This is a genomic window from Kluyvera sp. 1366 (assembly GCF_054823405.1).
This window is the reverse complement of sequence record NZ_JBTRDW010000011.1, coordinates 49489-66259: the sequence shown is the minus strand read 5'-3', so window position 1 is coordinate 66259 and position 16771 is coordinate 49489. Positions and strand designations below refer to the sequence as shown.

The following is a 16771-nucleotide window of genomic DNA, read 5'->3' as shown; positions in this document are numbered from 1 at the left end:
ATGAGTTATCTGAGCGTCACCCAGCTGAACAAAAGCTACGGTCCGACCACCATTTTTGAAAACATCGATTTCAGTGCCGAAGAAGGCGAGTTTGTTACGCTGCTCGGTCCCAGCGGCTGCGGCAAATCGACGCTGCTGCGCTGTATCGCCGGGTTAACCGAAGTGGATAGCGGCAAAGTATTGCTGCAAGGTCAGGATATCGTGCCGCTGCCGCCGCAGAAGCGCACCATCGGCATGGTGTTCCAGAGCTACGCGCTGTTCCCCAACATGACGGTTGAGAAGAACGTGGCGTTTGGCCTGAAGATGCAGAAACTGGCGAGCAGCGAGATTCAGAAACGCGTGATGGAGGTACTGGCGCTGGTGGAACTCACCGACTTCGCGCGGCGTTATCCGCATCAGCTCTCTGGCGGACAGTGTCAGCGCGTGGCGCTGGCGCGTTCGCTGGTGACGCGTCCACGCTTGCTGTTGCTGGATGAACCGCTGTCGGCGCTGGATGCGCGCATTCGTCGCCATCTGCGTGAACAGATCCGCAATATTCAGCGCGAGCTGAAACTCACTACCTTGTTTGTCACCCACGATCAGGAAGAGGCGTTGACCATGTCCGATCGCATCGTGCTGATGAATCGGGGAAAGATCGTGCAGAACGGCAACGCGGAAATGCTCTATACCCAACCGGCCGATCTGTTTGCCGCCGGGTTTATCGGCAACTACAACCTGCTGAGCGCCAAGCAGGCAACGCAGCTGACCGGACAGGCGTTTAGCGGCCAGGTAGCGATTCGCCCGGAGTCGATCCAGCTGTGTGCGCCGCAGGCGGGCATTCCCGCCACCATCCTCAGCCACAGCTTGCTTGGCAACGTGATTCGCTATCGGGTGCGCGCGCAAAACGTGGAACTCTCGATAGATGTACTCAACCGCAGCGTGGCAGATTTGCATCCCGCTGGTATGCAGATTGGGCTACAGTTAGAGATGTCGACGTTGCGCCAGGTTGCTTAATTTAAACGAAAAAAGGCGACACAACGCGGCGAAGGTTTTACCGGTTGTGCTCACCGTCAGGCTGGCAATCGGTGTGGTTTGAGCCTGACGGATGAGGAGCCTCTATACGTGTTAACTCTGCTTAATCTACTCTCCGCCGTTGCGCTGCTGGTGTGGGGCACACACATTGTGCGCACCGGCATCATGCGCGTTTACGGTGCCGATCTGCGTCGCGTACTCAGTCGCAGCGTTGAAAAAAAACCGATGGCGTTTCTTGCCGGCATTGGCGTCACGGCGCTGGTGCAGAGCAGTAACGCCACCACGCTGCTGGTTACCTCCTTTGTTGCACAGAATCTGGTCAGTCTGACGCCAGCGCTGGTGGTGGTGCTGGGCGCGGATGTCGGGACCGCGATCATGGCGCGTATCCTGACCTTCGATCTGTCGTGGCTGTCGCCGCTGTTTATCTTCTTTGGCGTGGTGTTCTTTCTCAGCCGCAAGCAAACGCGCATTGGGCAGTTAGGCCGCGCCAGTATTGGACTTGGCCTGATTCTGCTGGCGCTGCAGCTGATTGTCGCGGCCGCCAAACCGATCACCCAGGCGGCGGGCGTTCAGGTGCTGTTCTCGACGCTGACCGGCGATGTGATGCTCGATGCACTGATTGGTGCGGTGTTCGCCATCATCAGTTACTCCAGCCTCGCGGCGGTCCTGATTACCGCCACGCTGACCGCTACCGGTGTCATCTCCTTCAAGGTCGCACTCTGTCTGGTGATTGGTGCCAACCTCGGCAGCGGCTTGCTGGCAATGATCAACGCCAGCGGCTCCAATGCAGCGGGCAAACGCGTCGCGCTCGGCAGCCTGCTGTTTAAGTTGATTGGCAGCATCGCCATTTTGCCGTTCGTCAATGTTGTCGCCGATGTGCTGGATAAGCTGCCGGTCAATGATGAAGAGCTGGTGATCTTCTTCCACGTCTTCTACAACCTGATTCGCTGCTTAGTCATGGTGCCGTTTGCCGATCCAATGGCGCGCCTTTGCCGCCGTATGATTGCCGATGATCCCGAAAACGAAGCCCATCTCAAACCCAAACACCTCGACAGCAGCGCGCTGGATACGCCAGCGTTAGCGCTGGCTAACGCCTCACGCGAAACACTGCGCATCGGCGATGTGGTCGAGCAGATGATTGAGTCATTCAATAAGGTGGTGCACGGCGACCTGCGCGAAGAGCGCGCGGTGCGGCGGCTGGATGATGATGTTGATGTGCTTTACACCGCGATCAAACTCTATCTGGCGCGTATGCCGAAAGAGGATTTGCCGGAGGATGATTCGCGCCGCTGGGCGGAGATCATTGAGATGGCGCTCAACCTGGAGCAGGCGGGCGACATTATCGAACGCATGTGCGCCGACGTAGCGGATAAGTCACTGACCGCGCGCCGCGCCTTCTCTGCCGAAGGGCTGGAGGAGCTGCAAACCTTGCAGGAACAGGTGCTGTATAACCTGCGTCTGAGTTTGTCGGTGTTTTTGTCGCACGATGTCACCAGCGCCAAACGCCTGCGCCGATCCAAGCATCGCTTCCGCATCCTGATTCGCCGTTTCTCCCACGCGCACGTCGAGCGCTTGCATCTGCAGAATGTGCAAAGCATTGAGACAAGCTCGTTGCACCTTGGCTTGCTGGGCGATTTGAAGCGTTTAAATTCGCTGTTCTGCGCCGTGGCGTACACGGTTTTGGATCAGCCGGATGATGAGCGGGAAGAGGATTAAGAAGGTCAGAATCGCGCGATAAATCGCGCCGCTACAAATCCGCGTAATGGTCCGTAGCGGCGCAATGTATTGCGCTGGTTTTACATCACGACAGCAAACTGAACGCAATAATGCCAACAATCGCGCCGGTGGTGCCCAAAATGGTTTCCATCAGCGTCCATGTCTTCAGCGTTTCGGCTTCGGTGGCGCCGGTGAAGCGGCCAAACAGCCAGAAACCCGCATCATTCACATGACTGATAATGATCGAGCCGCCGCCGATACAGATCGACAGCGCGGCCAGCTGCGCGCCGCTGTAGTGCAGCGGTTCAATCACCGGCATCACTAAACCGACGGTGGTTAAACACGCCACGGTGGCCGAACCCTGAATCACGCGAATCGCGCCAGAAAGGATGAAGCACGCCAGCGCAATCGGCATACCTGCGCCGGTCAACGCATGCCCTAAAACCGGGCCAACGCCCGAATCCACCAGTACCTGCTTAAACACGCCGCCCGCACCAATCACCAGCAGAATAATGCCCGCCGGTTGCAGCGCGCTGCCGCACACCTGCATCACCTTCTCTTTATCCATGCCCTGACGATAAGCCAGGCCATAAATCGCCACCAGACAGGCCAGCAAAATCGCGGTGAACGGATGGCCGATAAACTCCAGCCACTCATACAGATGGGAACCCGGCGTAGTGAAGCGTGCGCCGATGGTTTTCAGGCCAACCAGCAGCAGCGGGAACAGAATCAGCGCCAGACTAAAGCCAAACGACGGCAGTTTGCCCTCTTCCACTTCCGGCTGATGATCTTCCGGCGGTGCGCTAAAGCTGACATGTCGGGCAATAAAGCTGCCAAACAGCGGGCCCGCAATCAGCATGCCCGGAATCGCGGCGCACAGGCCCAGCAGAATCATCCAGCCAAAATCAGCGTGCATCTGCGCCGCCAGCAGCATCGGCGCGGGTCCCGGCAGCAGAAACGCGGCGGACGCCGCAACACCGGCAAACAGCGGGATCACCAGCTTAACTAAATTGCCTTGGGTGCGACGCGCCACGGCGAACGCAATGCTGATCAGCAACACCACCGCCACTTCAAAGAACAGCGGCAACGCACAGATCAAGCCAGCGACGCCCATCGCATAGTGCGCGCGGCTTTCCCCAAAGGTTTTCAACATGCGAATGGCGATCTGATCGACGGCGCCGGTTTCATGCAGGATCTTGCCGAACATCGCGCCCAACGCCACCACAATGGCGAGAAAGCCGAGCGTTCCGCCCATGCCTTTTTCCATGGTTTCAGCGATTTTATCAAGCGGCATGCCGGAGAACAGACCGGCACCAACGGAGACTAACATCAGGGCAACAAAGGCGTGCATACGCGCTTTCATCACCAAAAACAGCAGCAGCAGGACAGAGCCTGCTGCGGTTAACACTAGCGTTGCGGTACTCATGACTAACCCTTGTTGATTGCACCCTCAATGGTCGCAACCGTGGCCGCAACTACCTCATCCAGTGAATGATTGATATCAACCACCAGTACATCGGGCTCATCCGCGCCGGGTTCCTGCAGCGTGGCGAACTGCGTCACCAGCATCTGCGGTTTGAAGAAGTGACCTTTACGCGCTTTCAGGCGGGATTCAATGGTTTCGAAGTCGCCCTGCAGATAGATAAATTTCAGGTTCTCGTTGCCCTGACGCAGGATGTCGCGATAGGACTTTTTCAGCGCCGAACAGACGATGATGGAGATCTCCTGCGTGCGCTGCATGGCAAATGCCGCATCATTCAGCGCCTGCAGCCACGGCTGGCGATCGTTGTCGTCCAGCGGATGGCCATCCGCCATTTTCATGATGTTGCTGCGCGGGTGGAGGAAATCCCCATCGAGGAACGCAGTGTTTAACTGATGAGAGACCTGATTGGCGACGGCAGATTTTCCGCTGCCGGAAACGCCCATCAGGATAAAGACGTGGTGCGATGGAGATGGCGTTGTCATTGTTTTGCGCTCCGGCAGTGAATTCTGCCCAATGTTACCGATAACAAATCGAGCTGCCATTGTCAGAGCCCACTGAAAGGCTGGCAACCCTTCTCAGGTGGAAAAGCACGAAAGTGTGAACTGACTCAAATAATCGCCAAAATCAGATGCTGTCACCTTCGGAGATTTCAAAGCCAACATCCAGCGGTTGCGTTAGCGTGCGATCGCCGCCAATGCGCGCCAGCAGCATCGCTGCCGATTCCCGTCCCATACGCTCGCGCGGCGTTAACACCGTGGCGAGGCGCGGATTCACCACTTGCGTAATGTCGTGGCCGTGGAAACCGGCAATCGCCATCTGCTGCGGCACGCGTAATCCCTGACGCTGGCACTCAAACATCGCGCCTACCGCGAGGTCATCGTTGGTACAAAACAGGCTGTCAGTTTCCGGATAGCGCTTTTGCGCCTCGCACAGTAGTTGCGCGCCGGCGCTGAAAGAGGAGGCATCTTCCATCATCACGCTGTGTGGCGTGAGCCCCGCTTCGCGCATCGCTTTTTCGTAGCCCTGTTGCTTCTGCAAGGTACGTTCATCAAGGCGCGCGCCGAGGTAAACCGTATGGCGATGGCCTTTTTTCAGAATAGCATGCGTCATCTGCCGCGCGGCTTCGACGTTATCAAAGCCCACCGCCATATCGAGGCACGGCGTGACCGAATCCATCATCTCAATCACTGGAATGCCCGCGACTTCCAGCATGCGCAGCGTGCCCGGTGTATGGGTACGCTCGGTGAGGATCACGCCGTCGATGTTCCAGCCGAGCAGCGATCGCAGCTGTAACTCCTCTTTCTGCGCGTTGTAGCCAAAATGCGCCACCAGCGTTTGGTAACCCGCTTCGTCGGTGACGGCCTCAATGCCGCGCAATACGTCGGCGAAAACCTGGTTGGTTAAGGAAGGCAGCAGCACGCCGATAGCGCGGCTGGTGGCGTTGGAGAGCATATCGGGGGCGCGATTGGGGATGTAACCGAGTTCGTCCAGCGCCACGGCGATCTTATCGCGCAGCGCCGCAGAGACCTGATCGGGATTGCGCAGGTAGCGACTGACGGTCATTTTTGTGATGCCGACACGATCGGCAACGTCCTGTAATACCGGTCTTTTCTTCTTCATCGTATGCGCCTGAAATCAGAGATACGACGAGTTTATCATTTTTTTGTCATGTACTGCTTTTGAGGAAAACCTGCGCGATCAATCGCGCCGCTACAAATACGTGCAAATATTGTAGCGGCGCAATTTATTGCGCGATCTTTAAACCGGTGGCAAATCAAACAGCAGAATCTCTGCATCGCTGTCAGCTTTGATGCTCAGCGCGCTTTCATCCCAAATCGCCAGCGCATCGCTGCTGCCAACCTGTTCGCCATTCACGCTCACCAGCCCTTTCACCACCTGAATCCACACGCGACGACCGGCTTCAACTGTCACTTCATCGCTTTCGCCCTCAGCAAAGACCCAGCGCGACAACGTCATGTCCTGAAACACCTTGAGCGATCCGTCACGTTCATCCGGCGTCAGCACAAACTGGCGGCCTTTAACATTATCGAAACGGCGTTGCGCGTAACGCGGCTCAATGCCTTTGCGCTCTGGAATGATCCAGATCTGATACAGGTGCAGCGGATCGGTGGCGCTGGCGTTGTACTCCGAATGTCGCACGCCGGTACCGGCGCTCATGATTTGGAACTCACCGCTCGGAATCTGCTCTTTATTGCCCATGCTGTCCTGATGTTCAACGGTGCCAGACAGCACATAGGTCAGGATTTCCATGTCTTTATGCGGATGGGTGCCGAAGCCCTGACCACCATCGATAACATCTTCGTTAATCACGCGCAGTGCCGAGAAGCCCATAAAGTTGGCATCGTGATAATCGGCGAAAGAAAAGGTGTGCCAGCTATCCAGCCAACCGTGATTAGCGTGACCGCGTTCTTCAGCTTTGCGTACATAAATCATGTTCAATTCTCCTCAATGTTTTTTACAGTTTGGTACTGCGAAGGATTGATTGATAGCTGAAAAACTTCATCTCTCTGTTCAAAAAAAGTGAATGAAAACGAAAAAACGACCCAGGATTTACTGATGAGGAAGTGCGAACGAGATTGGTCTTGTAGATAACCCACTACATAACAATGAGCATCACGGACCCTGCAAGCAGGAATAACAAGGAAAAATTATGTCAGAACACATCACTCCACCCGCTAAGCGCCCGATTGAGCGCTTTTTGAATACCGTTGAATGGTTGGGTAATTTATTACCGCATCCGATTACTTTATTTGCCCTGTTTTCACTGTTTATCATTGTTGCGTCTGCCATTGCCGCAGCGTTTGGCGTCAACGTGATCGATCCCCGCCCAGTTGGCGCGGCAGGACGCGCACCAGACGGTGTGATTCACGTGGTTAGCCTGATGAGTGCCGAAGGTTTGCAACGCATCGTCAGCCATCTGGTCACCAACTTTACCGGCTTTGCGCCGCTCGGCACCGTGTTGGTTGCGCTGCTCGGTGTGGGGATTGCCGAACATTCAGGGCTGCTCTCGGCGGCGATGCGCGCGCTGGTGTTTAACGCACCGAAAAAGCTCATCACCTTCACCATCGTCTTCGCTGGCATTATCTCCAACACCGCTTCTGAGCTGGGCTATGTGGTGCTGATTCCGCTGGCCGCGATGATTTTCCACTCATTGGGCCGTCATCCCCTGGCGGGCCTGGCCGCGGCGTTTGCCGGGGTTTCTGGCGGCTACAGCGCCAACTTACTGCTTGGCACCATCGATCCGCTGCTCTCGGGCATTACCCAAAGCGCCGCGCAGATTATCGATCCTGACTACCATGTTGGCCCGGAAGTGAACTGGTACTTTATGTTTGTCAGTACCTTCGTGATTGCCATTCTTGGCACCTGGATCACCAACAGCATCGTCGAACCTAAACTGGGCAAATATCACGACAGCGAAGGTGATGCGGTGCGAGGCGATATGGGCGCGCTGACGACGCAAGAACGTCGGGCGTTGAAAGGCGCGGGCTGGGCGGTTCTTGGCGTTACGCTGCTGCTGATCCTGACCGTGATTCCGGGCTACGGCGTGTTACTCAACCCGAAAACCGGCACGCTGGCGGGTTCACCGTTCCTGAAGGGCATCGTGGTGTTTATCTTTGTCTTCTTCGCTATTCCCGGCATGGTATATGGCCGCCTGATCGGCAATATGCGCAACGATCGCGACGTCATTAACGCCATGTCCGCCAGTATGAGCAGCATGGGCATGTATATCGTGCTGGTGTTCTTTGCTGCGCAGTTCGTGGCGTTTTTTAACTGGAGCAATTTCGGCACCGTGGTGGCAGTGAAAGGCGCTAATCTGCTGGCATCAATCGATATGGGCGCGCCGCTGCTGTTTGTCTGCTTCATCATGATCTGCGGCTTTATCAACCTGATGATCGGCTCCGCCTCGGCGCAATGGGCGGTGACCGCACCGATCTTTGTCCCGATGCTGATGCTGGTCGGCTTTACGCCCGAAGTGATTCAGGCGGCATATCGCATCGGCGATTCGGTGACCAACGTGATTACACCCATGATGAGTTACTTTGGCCTGATTATGGCGGTGGCGGCGCGTTATCGACGCGATATGGGCATCGGTACGCTGGTGGCGATGATGTTGCCGTATTCGGTGGTGTTTATGATTGGCTGGACGCTGCTGTTTGTGCTTTGGGTGTTTGTCTTCAATCTGCCGGTCGGGCCCGGTGCGGCAACCTGGTACACGCTGTAAAGGCAAAAAAAAAGCCAGCACCCGAGCTGGCTAAATAATACCTGGAAGCAATGTGAGCAATGTCGTGCTTACCCGGTTGTCAGGAGACGTTTCCGAGCTCGCATGGCAATAATAATCATTATCATTCTCGTCTGTAAAGCCCTTTTGCGAATTATTTTGCATTGACGAAGAGCGAGAATTCCTTGATGTTAAAGGGGATTTTATCCATTTTGCACAAGGAGTCGCTCATGAGTCAGATCGTTGTTCGTCACGCTATTCCCGAAGATGCTGCTGCTTTAACGCGCATGTACAGTCAGCCTGAACCGCAGGCCAACACGCTGCATCTGCCGTATCAATCGCCGACGCTGTGGCAGGACCGCCTCAGTAATCTGCGTCCGGGTGTGCATATGCTAGTGGCGTGCATTGACGATCAGATTGCCGGGCAACTCACGGTGGAAGTGCTGTCGGTGGCGCGCCGTCGCCATACCGCGACATTTGGCATGGGCGTCGATTCTGCTTTTCATCGGCGCGGCGTCGGTAAAGCGCTGATGTCAGCGATGATTGATTTGTGCGACAACTGGCTGCAGGTGACGCGCATTGAGCTGACGGTGTTCGCCGATAATCATAAAGCGCTTGGCCTGTATCGGCAGTTTGGCTTTGAGATCGAAGGCACCGCACGTCGCCACGCCATGCGCGACGGCGAAATGGTGGATACGCACTATATGGCGCGCTTGAAATAACCTGTTAAATCGCGCCGCTACAAATGCGTGCACATACCGTAGCGGCGCAATTTATTGCGCATTAGCGTTCAATAACCTGCGCTTAAATCATCCACTGAACGCGGATCCGATGCGCCATAACGCGTGCCGTCCGGCCCAATCATAATGCTCTGCGTGCTGCCCATCGCGGGCATCACTTTCACATGCTGGCCTTTGGCTTCCAGCAGGCGCAACGTATCCGGGCTGAAGCCTTTCTCTACGCGCAACTGGTCGGGCAACCATTGATGATGGAAGCGCGGTGCGTTGGTCGCTTCCGCGACGTTCATGCCGAAATCGATGCTGTTCACCACCATTTGCAGCACGGTGGTGATAATACGGCTGCCGCCTGGGCTACCGGTCACCAGCCAGGTTTTACCGTCTTTTGCCACAATAGTGGGCGACATCGATGACAGCGGACGTTTAGCCGGTTGCACCGCATTCGCCTCGCCACCGACTAAGCCGTAGACGTTTGGCGTACCCGGTTTGGCCGAGAAATCATCCATTTCATTGTTCATCAAGATGCCGCTTTGTCCGGCGACAATGCCGCTGCCGAAGTAAGTATTCAGCGTGTAAGTCACCGCGACCGCGTTGCCATCTTTATCCACCACCGAAAAGTGCGTGGTTTGATTGCTTTCATACGGCGCCAGTTTGCCCGGCTTGATCTCGCTGGATGGACGCGCTTTATTGACGTCAATCTGCTGCGCCAGGGTTTTGGCGTAGGCTTTGCTGGTCAGCGCCTGCTGCGGCACTTTGACGAAATCAGGATCGCCAAGGTATTCGGAACGGTCGGCGTAAGCGTATTTTTCCGCTTCCGCCATCACCTGCATCGCATCCGCGCTACCAAAGCCCGATTTCGCCAGGTCGAAGTTTTCCAGGATATTGAGGATCTGCACGATGTGAATCCCGCCGGACGATGGCGGCGGCATGGAGAACACTTCATAGCCGCGATAGGTGCCGCTCACCGGTTTGCGTTCTATCGCGCGATAAGCCGCCAGATCCGGCTTGCCGATCAGGCCGCCGTGCTGCGCCATTTCACCGGCAATTTCATCGGCGATTTTGCCTTTATAGAACGCATCCGGCCCTTGCTGGGCGATCAGCTGCAGGCTGCGCGCGAGGTTTTTCTGCACCAGACGTTCGCCCTTCTGATACGGCTTACAGTCGGCTTTGTAGAAAATCGCGCGGCTGTTGTCGTGATTGATCAGCGTCTCTTTGCCATAAGTGGCGAGATCGTCGGCCAGCGCATCGTTCACTACGATACCGTCACGCGCCAGTTTGATAGCAGGCGCCAGTAATGTGCTCAGCGGCAAGGTGCCGTATTTCTGCGCCGCCAGCGCAAAACCGGCCACGGTGCCCGGCGTGCCTGAGGCTAAGTGAGAAGTGAGTGACAACTTACTATCAGCGTTGCCCTGCTTATCAAGGAACATATCGCGTGACGCGCGCGCCGGTGCCATTTCTCGGAAGTCGATGGCGGTGGTGCGGCCCGATGCGGTACGTAGCAGCATAAAGCCCCCGCCGCCGAGGTTACCGGCCTGCGGATGCGTCACCGCCAGCGCGAAACCCACCGCAACGGCCGCATCCACCGCGTTACCGCCCTGCTTAAGAATATCGACGCCGACTTCTGTCGCCATCGCATCCACCGATGCCACCATGCCATGTTTGGCTTTTACCGGGTGAAAGGTATCACTATCAACGCCATACGAAACCGGCGGCGCGTTGGCGGGCGCAGCGTGTGCGCCCTGCACCACGGTAAAACTCATCAATAATGCCCAGCCGAACTGACGCACGTTGCCCTGTATCCTCATCCTGCCACCACCCTTTTAAAGTTATTTATACCCTTCATACTTCAAGGTGCAGATGCGTTGGCTGCTCTCGTTCACCCGAATCACTTACTTGTGTAAGCTCATCGGGACTCTCTCGTTTGCCGCCTTCCTGCGCCTTGAATTATTTTGGGTATCCATTTGTTATTTATTGATGCAAGTGTTTGCAAACACGGTAAAAAGCGTAGCAGTAAGCTAAATTCGGCGCACTCCTGGATCATAGGTTTGTGATATCGCATAAACTTATGGCTGCAGCGCGTGTTGCCACTTTGGCAGCATCAGCACACAGCAGGCTGCATGAATGGAGGAAGATCATGAACAAATGGCTAATTGTGATCGCAGCATTGCTGCCGTTAAGCAGCATGGCAAATACGTTGAACAGCACCAACGATCCGAACAAACCCGGCTTCAACCCGAGCCAGCAGCGGATGCAGTCGCAGATGCAGAATCAGCAGCAACAGCAGAAGCTCAGGTTGCAGCAGAATCAGCAGCAGCAAAGTCAGGATGTCCAGCGCAAGGTGCAGGAACAGCGGGATAGCGCCCAGCAGCGGGTGATTCAGTCGCAGCCGGGCCAGAAACAGCAGCAGAACTAGCGGAAGTCGGGACCGATAATATCGATGCGGTCGGTGCAGATAGCATCGACGCCCCAACTCAACAGCTCGCGCGCCCGCGCGGGCTGATTCACGGTATACACCAGAATATGCAGACCGGCCGCTTTCAGCTGCGCGGTGCGTTCGGCGTCGAGTAATTTGTGGTTGAGATGGATCGACACGCAATCCAGACGCGCCGTCAGCGCCTGCCAATCGTCGTGCCACTCATCCAGCAGCAACCCGCGCGGCAGTTCAGGTGCTGACTCCATTGCCGCCTCCAGCGCAGCGTAAGAGAAGGAGGAGAGCAGCGGCGCGGTTTGTCCTTGCCACAGTTCGCGTGCGGCCAGCGCCACATTGCGGCCAGTTTCCACCTCCTGCCCGGTGGTGGGTTTGATCTCGATGTTCGCCATCATCTGATGCTGGCGACAACGCTCGGCCACTTCGCTCAGCAGCGCCAGCGGTTCGCCTTCGTAATCGCGGCTAAACCAGCCGCCGGCATCCAGCTGTGACAGCTTATGCCACGACAGCGCGCCCGCCACGCCCCAACCGTTGCTGGTGCGATCCAGCGTATCGTCGTGCAGCAGGAAAATTTGCTTATCTTGCGACAGCTTGGCATCAAACTCGATCATGGTGTGACCGTGCTGCGCGCCGACATCAATCGCCGCGAGGGTATTTTCCGGGGCCAGTTTGCCGCCGCCGCGATGCGCGACAATGTACGGATAAGGCCAGTTGTGTTGACTCATTCCAGACGCTTTCCATAGGTTGAATCGAAGAAGTGTAACGCATCTGACGGCAGATGCAGCCACAAGGTGCTGCCCGCCAGCGGGCGCTCGCTGTGCGGCAAACGAACCACCATGCGCGCGTTACCGATGCGGCCGTGCGCCAGATTGTCCGCGCCGAGCATCTCCAGCGTTTCAACCACCAGCGGAATGCCGCCCGCATCGCGGCTGCTGAGTTTGATGTGTTCGGGACGAATGCCGAGCGTCAGCGGGCGATTGGCCCATTTGGCTCTGCTCTCGCCCAGCAGCAAGCTATTAAGCGCATCCAGCGTGAAACGCGTGCCGTCGCTGCTGATTTGCCCTGGCAGCAAATTCATGGCGGGCGCGCCGATAAACGAGGCAACAAACTGGCTGGCCGGACGCTCATAGACTTCCACCGGCGTGCCCACCTGCTCCACCACGCCTTTGTTCATGACCATCACGCGTTGCGCCAGCGTCATCGCTTCTACCTGGTCGTGCGTCACGTAGATGCTGGTGGTTTTCAGGCGGCGATGCAGCTGTTGCAGCTCAAGACGCATCTGCACGCGCAGGCGCGCATCCAGATTCGACAGCGGCTCATCAAACAGGAAAACCGCCGGTTCACGCACGATAGCGCGCCCCATCGCCACGCGCTGACGCTGTCCGCCCGACAGCTCACGCGGGCGGCGATGCAGCAGATGATCCAGTTCGAGGCTGCGCGCGGCTTCCATCACGCGCTGCGCGATCTGCACTTTGCCCATGCCGCGAATTTTCAGGCCATACGCCATGTTTTCACCCACCGTCATGTGCGGATAGAGCGCGTAGTTCTGGAACACCATGGCGATGCCGCGATCTTTCGGCTCCATGTGGGTGACGCGTTTGTCGTCGATGTAGATGTCGCCCGACGATACGCGCTCAAGGCCCGCCACCATGCGCAGCAGCGTCGATTTACCGCAGCCGGAAGGGCCGACCATCACCATAAATTCGCCATCGTTAATGGTGATATTCAGTGGCTGAATGATCTGATTTTTGCCGTCATACGATTTGGTAACGGTTTGAAGGGTTACGCCTGCCATTTATTTATCACTCTCTACCAGGCCACGCACAAACGCACGTTGCATCACGAGTACCACCACCACCGGTGGAATCAGGGTTAATAACATTGCCGCCATCACTTCATTCCACTGCGTCGGCCCGCCGCTGCTGTTGATCATGCTTTTCACTCCGGCGACGGCGGTGCTGAGGCTGGCATCGTTGATGATCAGCAGCGGCCACAGATATTGGTTCCAGCCGTAGATAAAGGTGATCACGAAGAGCGCGGCGAGATTGGTTTTGGACAGCGGTAACACAATGTCCCAGAAGAAGCGCATCGGGCTGGCACCGTCGATACGCGCCGCCTCAATCAGCTCGTCCGGCAGCGACATAAAGAACTGACGGAACAGGAAAGTGGCCGTCGCCGATGCCATCAGCGGCAGCGTTAAGCCGCTGTAGCTGTCGAGCATATTCAGCGTCGAAATCACTTCCACCGTCGGAAAAATACGCACTTCCACCGGCAACATCAGGGTGATGAAAATCAGCCAGAAAAACAGCGAACGCAGCGGGAAGCGGAACCACACCAGCGCGAAGGCGGAGAGCATCGAGACGCTGATTTTGCCAATAGTGATACCGAGCGCCATCAGCAGGCTGTTGAGCATCATCATGCCAAACGCCGGACCGTTGCCATTCACGCCATGCGTCCAGATGCGCGCGATGTTCTCCCACAAATGCGTGCCCGGCAGCAGCGTCATCGGCACCTGATACACCGCCTCGTTATCCAGCGTCGCCGCGACAAAAGCGATGTAGAGCGGGAACAGAATGGTCAGCACGCCCAGCACCAGCAAGGTATGGCTGAAGATGTCCAGCCCGCGTCGATTCTCAATCATTGGTATTGCACCTTACGCTCGACAAAGCGGAATTGCAGGATAGTCAGGCCAATCACCAGCAGCATCAGCACCACCGATTGCGCGGCGGAGGATGAGAGATCCAGCCCGGTGAAGCCTTCGCGATAGATTTTGTAGATCAGCGTAGTGGTGGCCTGCACCGGACCGCCGCCGGTGGCGGCATCGATCACCGGGAAGGTATCGAAGAAGGCGTACACCAGATTGACCACCAGCAGGAAAAAGCTCACCGGCGTAATCAGCGGCAGGGATAAATTGAAGAAGCGACGCACCGGACCGGCGCCATCGATCGCCGCCGCTTCCACCAGCGATTTGGGAATCGACTGCAGCGCGGCAAAGAAAAACAGGAAGTTGTAGCTCATTTGCTGCCAGATCGACGCCAGCACAATCAGGAACATCGCCTGACCGCTGTTTTGCGCGTAGTTCCAGTTGTAGCCCATTTGGTTCAGCAGATGGCTGAACAAACCGAGGCCCGGATTAAACAGGAACATCCACAGCACCGCCGCTACTACCGGCGCCACCGCGTATGGCAGCAGCAGCAAGGTTTGGTAAAGCTTGCGCAGGCGAATCACGTAATCCACCAGCGCCGCCAGCAGCAGGGAAAAGGTCATACCGCAAATCGTGACCAGCGCACTGAATTCAATGGTGGTCCAAAAGGACGCCAGATAGTACTCGTCGCTGAACAGGCGTTTAAAGTTCGCCATTCCGACGAATGTGCTGGAGATGCCAAAAGGATCAATGCTTTGCAGCGAATACCACAAGGCTTCACCGGCTGGCCACAGAAAGAAGATGGCCGTGATCACCAGTTGCGGCAGCAGCAGCAAATAGGGCAGAAAACGGGAGCGAAATACCGGGCGCGATGAGGACATAGCAGGCTCAATCCAGGAGAAAAATCGGGGCGAACGCCAGGCGTCGGCCCCGAGATAACAGCGTTACTTCACTTGCTGCTCAAAACGGCGCAGCAGTTCGTTACCGCGTTTCACAGCGTTATCCAGCGCGGCTTGCGGCGCCTGTTTGCCGGTCCACACGCCTTCCAGCTCTTCGTCCACGATGGTACGAATCTGTGGCATGTTGCCCAGACGCATGCCTTTGGTGAACGGCAGCGGATCTTTGTTCAGCATCTGACGCGTAGCGATGTCTGCGCCGGGGTTCTTATCATAGAAGCCCTGTTGCTTAGTCAGTTCGTATGCGGCGGTGGTGATAGGCAGGTAACCGGTTTTCTGATGCCATTCGGCAGCGATTTCCGGCTGTGCGAGGAACTTCATGAACTCCGCCGCGCCTTTGTAGGTGTTGGCATCTTTGCCTTTCATCACCCACAGGCTCGCGCCGCCAATGATGGCGTTTTGCGGTGCATTTGGAACGGTTTCATCGTACGGCATCATGCCAACGCCGAAGTTAAATTTGGCGTAGTGTTTGATATCGGCCAGCGAACCGGACGACGCGGTGGTGATGCCGCAATCGCCGTTGTAGAACTTGGCGGTGGATTCATCTTTGCGACCGAAGTAGGTGAAATCCCCCTTCTTGTTCATCGCTTCCAGCATTTCGATATGGCGCACCTGCACCGGCTTGTTGAACTCCAGCACCGCATCGGTACCGTCAAAGCCGTTGTTTTTGGTGGCGACCGGCAACGCGTGCCAGGCGCTGAAGTTTTCAATCTGAATCCAGCCCTGCCAGCCGCTGGCGTAACCGCAGGTCAGGCCCGCTTTGCGCAGCGCTTCGGCGTCTTTCGCCAGCTCCTGCCAGGTTTTTGGTGGCTGATCCGGGTTCAGACCGGCTTTTTTGAACGCATCTTTGTTGTAGTACAGCACCGGCGTGGAGCTGTTGAACGGCTGCGAGATCAGCTGGCCTTTGCTGTCGCTGTAGTAACCGGCAACGGCTGGCACGAACTGCCTGGGATCCATTTGCACGCCGGCGTCTTTAAACACCTGGTTGACCGGCACGATAGCTTTTGACGCCATCATGGTCGCCGTACCGACTTCATACACCTGCAGCAGCGCAGGTGCTTTACCGGCGCGCACTGCCGCGATACCCGCCGCTAAGCTCTGCTCGTAGTTGCCTTTGTAAGTCGGAACGATTTTGTAATCGGGATGAGCCTGGTTAAAACGTTGTGCCAGAGAATCAACTTCTTTGCCTAACTCGCCTTCCATTGAGTGCCAGAAAGGGATCTCAGTTGCAGCCAGCGCATTACCGCTGAGCGCCAGACCGAGCAAGACACTCATCAGGCGGGGACGAAGCGTAAAAGCGGACATAAGGTTTTTCCTGTGCTGTTAAGTACGCGCGAATGCGCGCATTTTTTAGTTCGCGACGTAACATGACACGGGGAAATGACGGATTAATAACAGGTTTATGACGGGGATGTGACAGGTGGGTTGGGAGTGCTGGCTGGTACGTGCTGGCTGTCCCCCTCCTCGGTCCTCCCCCATTAATGGGGGAGGAAGATGCTGCTATATGTGAGTTGGGAGTGGCATGTGGCAGCGTCTCCTTCCCCCGCTTGCGGGGG

Annotated in this window: 15 protein-coding genes; 5 read left to right on the top strand and 10 right to left on the bottom strand. The window is 56.6% G+C overall.

Features of this window, described 5'->3' with window-relative positions; all coding sequences use genetic code 11:
- Nucleotides 1–993 (top strand): ABC transporter ATP-binding protein, encoded by a 993-nt coding sequence (locus ACVLVH_RS21350; RefSeq protein WP_498950024.1) that lies wholly within the window; start codon nt 1–3, stop codon nt 991–993.
- A 108-nt stretch (nt 994–1101) separates the two neighbouring features.
- A complete protein-coding gene (locus ACVLVH_RS21345) occupies nt 1102–2727 on the top strand; it encodes a Na/Pi cotransporter family protein (RefSeq protein ID WP_222211738.1) in 1626 nt (541 codons plus the stop codon).
- Between the two features lie 85 nt (nt 2728–2812).
- Here the strand turns inward: ACVLVH_RS21345 and gntU are convergent, their stop codons facing one another.
- From gntU to ACVLVH_RS21325, 4 genes are all read right to left on the bottom strand, one after another.
- Complete coding sequence (gene gntU / locus ACVLVH_RS21340) at nt 2813–4153, bottom strand: gluconate transporter (protein WP_312462830.1); 1341 nt, start codon at nt 4151–4153, stop codon at nt 2813–2815.
- Nucleotides 4154–4155: 2 nt separating this feature from the next.
- Complete coding sequence (gene gntK, locus ACVLVH_RS21335) at nt 4156–4692, bottom strand: gluconokinase (protein WP_036621490.1); 537 nt, start codon at nt 4690–4692, stop codon at nt 4156–4158.
- A gap of 142 nt (nt 4693–4834) precedes the next feature.
- Nucleotides 4835–5830 (bottom strand): gluconate operon transcriptional repressor GntR, encoded by a 996-nt coding sequence (gntR, locus tag ACVLVH_RS21330; protein WP_101763082.1) that lies wholly within the window; start codon nt 5828–5830, stop codon nt 4835–4837.
- 138 nt (nt 5831–5968) lie between these two features.
- Nucleotides 5969–6664 carry a pirin family protein gene (locus tag ACVLVH_RS21325; RefSeq protein WP_101763083.1) on the bottom strand — a complete coding sequence of 232 codons (696 nt, stop codon included), beginning with the start codon at nt 6662–6664 and terminating at the stop codon, nt 5969–5971.
- Between the two features lie 217 nt (nt 6665–6881).
- Here ACVLVH_RS21325 and ACVLVH_RS21320 point away from each other — a divergent pair, with 217 nt between their 5' ends.
- Nucleotides 6882–8453 (top strand): AbgT family transporter, encoded by a 1572-nt coding sequence (locus tag ACVLVH_RS21320; RefSeq protein ID WP_498950023.1) that lies wholly within the window; start codon nt 6882–6884, stop codon nt 8451–8453.
- 227 nt (nt 8454–8680) lie between these two features.
- Nucleotides 8681–9172: a GNAT family N-acetyltransferase gene (locus ACVLVH_RS21315; protein ID WP_101763085.1), complete on the top strand. Its 492-nt coding sequence runs from the start codon at nt 8681–8683 to the stop codon at nt 9170–9172.
- A 68-nt stretch (nt 9173–9240) separates the two neighbouring features.
- Here ACVLVH_RS21315 and ggt read toward each other — a convergent pair whose 3' ends face one another.
- On the bottom strand, nt 9241–10992 hold the full coding sequence (gene ggt, locus ACVLVH_RS21310; RefSeq protein WP_498950022.1) for a gamma-glutamyltransferase: 1752 nt from the start codon (nt 10990–10992) through the stop codon (nt 9241–9243).
- A 329-nt stretch (nt 10993–11321) separates the two neighbouring features.
- Between ggt and ACVLVH_RS21305 the strand changes: the two genes are divergently transcribed.
- Nucleotides 11322–11600, top strand: coding sequence for a DUF2756 domain-containing protein (locus tag ACVLVH_RS21305; protein WP_101763088.1), 279 nt, complete (start codon nt 11322–11324; stop codon nt 11598–11600).
- Here ACVLVH_RS21305 and ugpQ read toward each other — a convergent pair.
- From ugpQ to ugpB, 5 genes are all read right to left on the bottom strand, one after another.
- Nucleotides 11597–12340, bottom strand: a complete 744-nt coding sequence (gene ugpQ / locus ACVLVH_RS21300; RefSeq protein WP_498950021.1) for a glycerophosphodiester phosphodiesterase — start codon at nt 12338–12340, stop codon at nt 11597–11599. The two genes, ACVLVH_RS21305 and ugpQ, sit on opposite strands and share 4 nt — an antisense overlap.
- Nucleotides 12337–13410: a sn-glycerol-3-phosphate import ATP-binding protein UgpC gene (locus tag ACVLVH_RS21295; RefSeq protein ID WP_498950020.1), complete on the bottom strand. Its 1074-nt coding sequence runs from the start codon at nt 13408–13410 to the stop codon at nt 12337–12339. The genes ugpQ and ACVLVH_RS21295 overlap by 4 nt, the downstream gene beginning before the upstream one ends.
- The gene (gene ugpE, locus ACVLVH_RS21290) at nt 13411–14256 is read right to left on the bottom strand and encodes a sn-glycerol-3-phosphate ABC transporter permease UgpE (protein WP_101763091.1); all 846 of its coding nucleotides are present in this window, start codon (nt 14254–14256) and stop codon (nt 13411–13413) included.
- Nucleotides 14253–15140, bottom strand: a complete 888-nt coding sequence (gene ugpA / locus ACVLVH_RS21285) for a sn-glycerol-3-phosphate ABC transporter permease UgpA (protein WP_101763092.1) — start codon at nt 15138–15140, stop codon at nt 14253–14255. Before ugpA ends, ugpE begins: the two co-directional genes overlap by 4 nt.
- A gap of 63 nt (nt 15141–15203) precedes the next feature.
- Entirely contained in the window at nt 15204–16520 is a 1317-nt protein-coding gene (gene ugpB, locus ACVLVH_RS21280) for a sn-glycerol-3-phosphate ABC transporter substrate-binding protein UgpB (RefSeq protein WP_280172334.1), read from the bottom strand.
- Nucleotides 16521–16771: the final 251 nt, after the last annotated feature.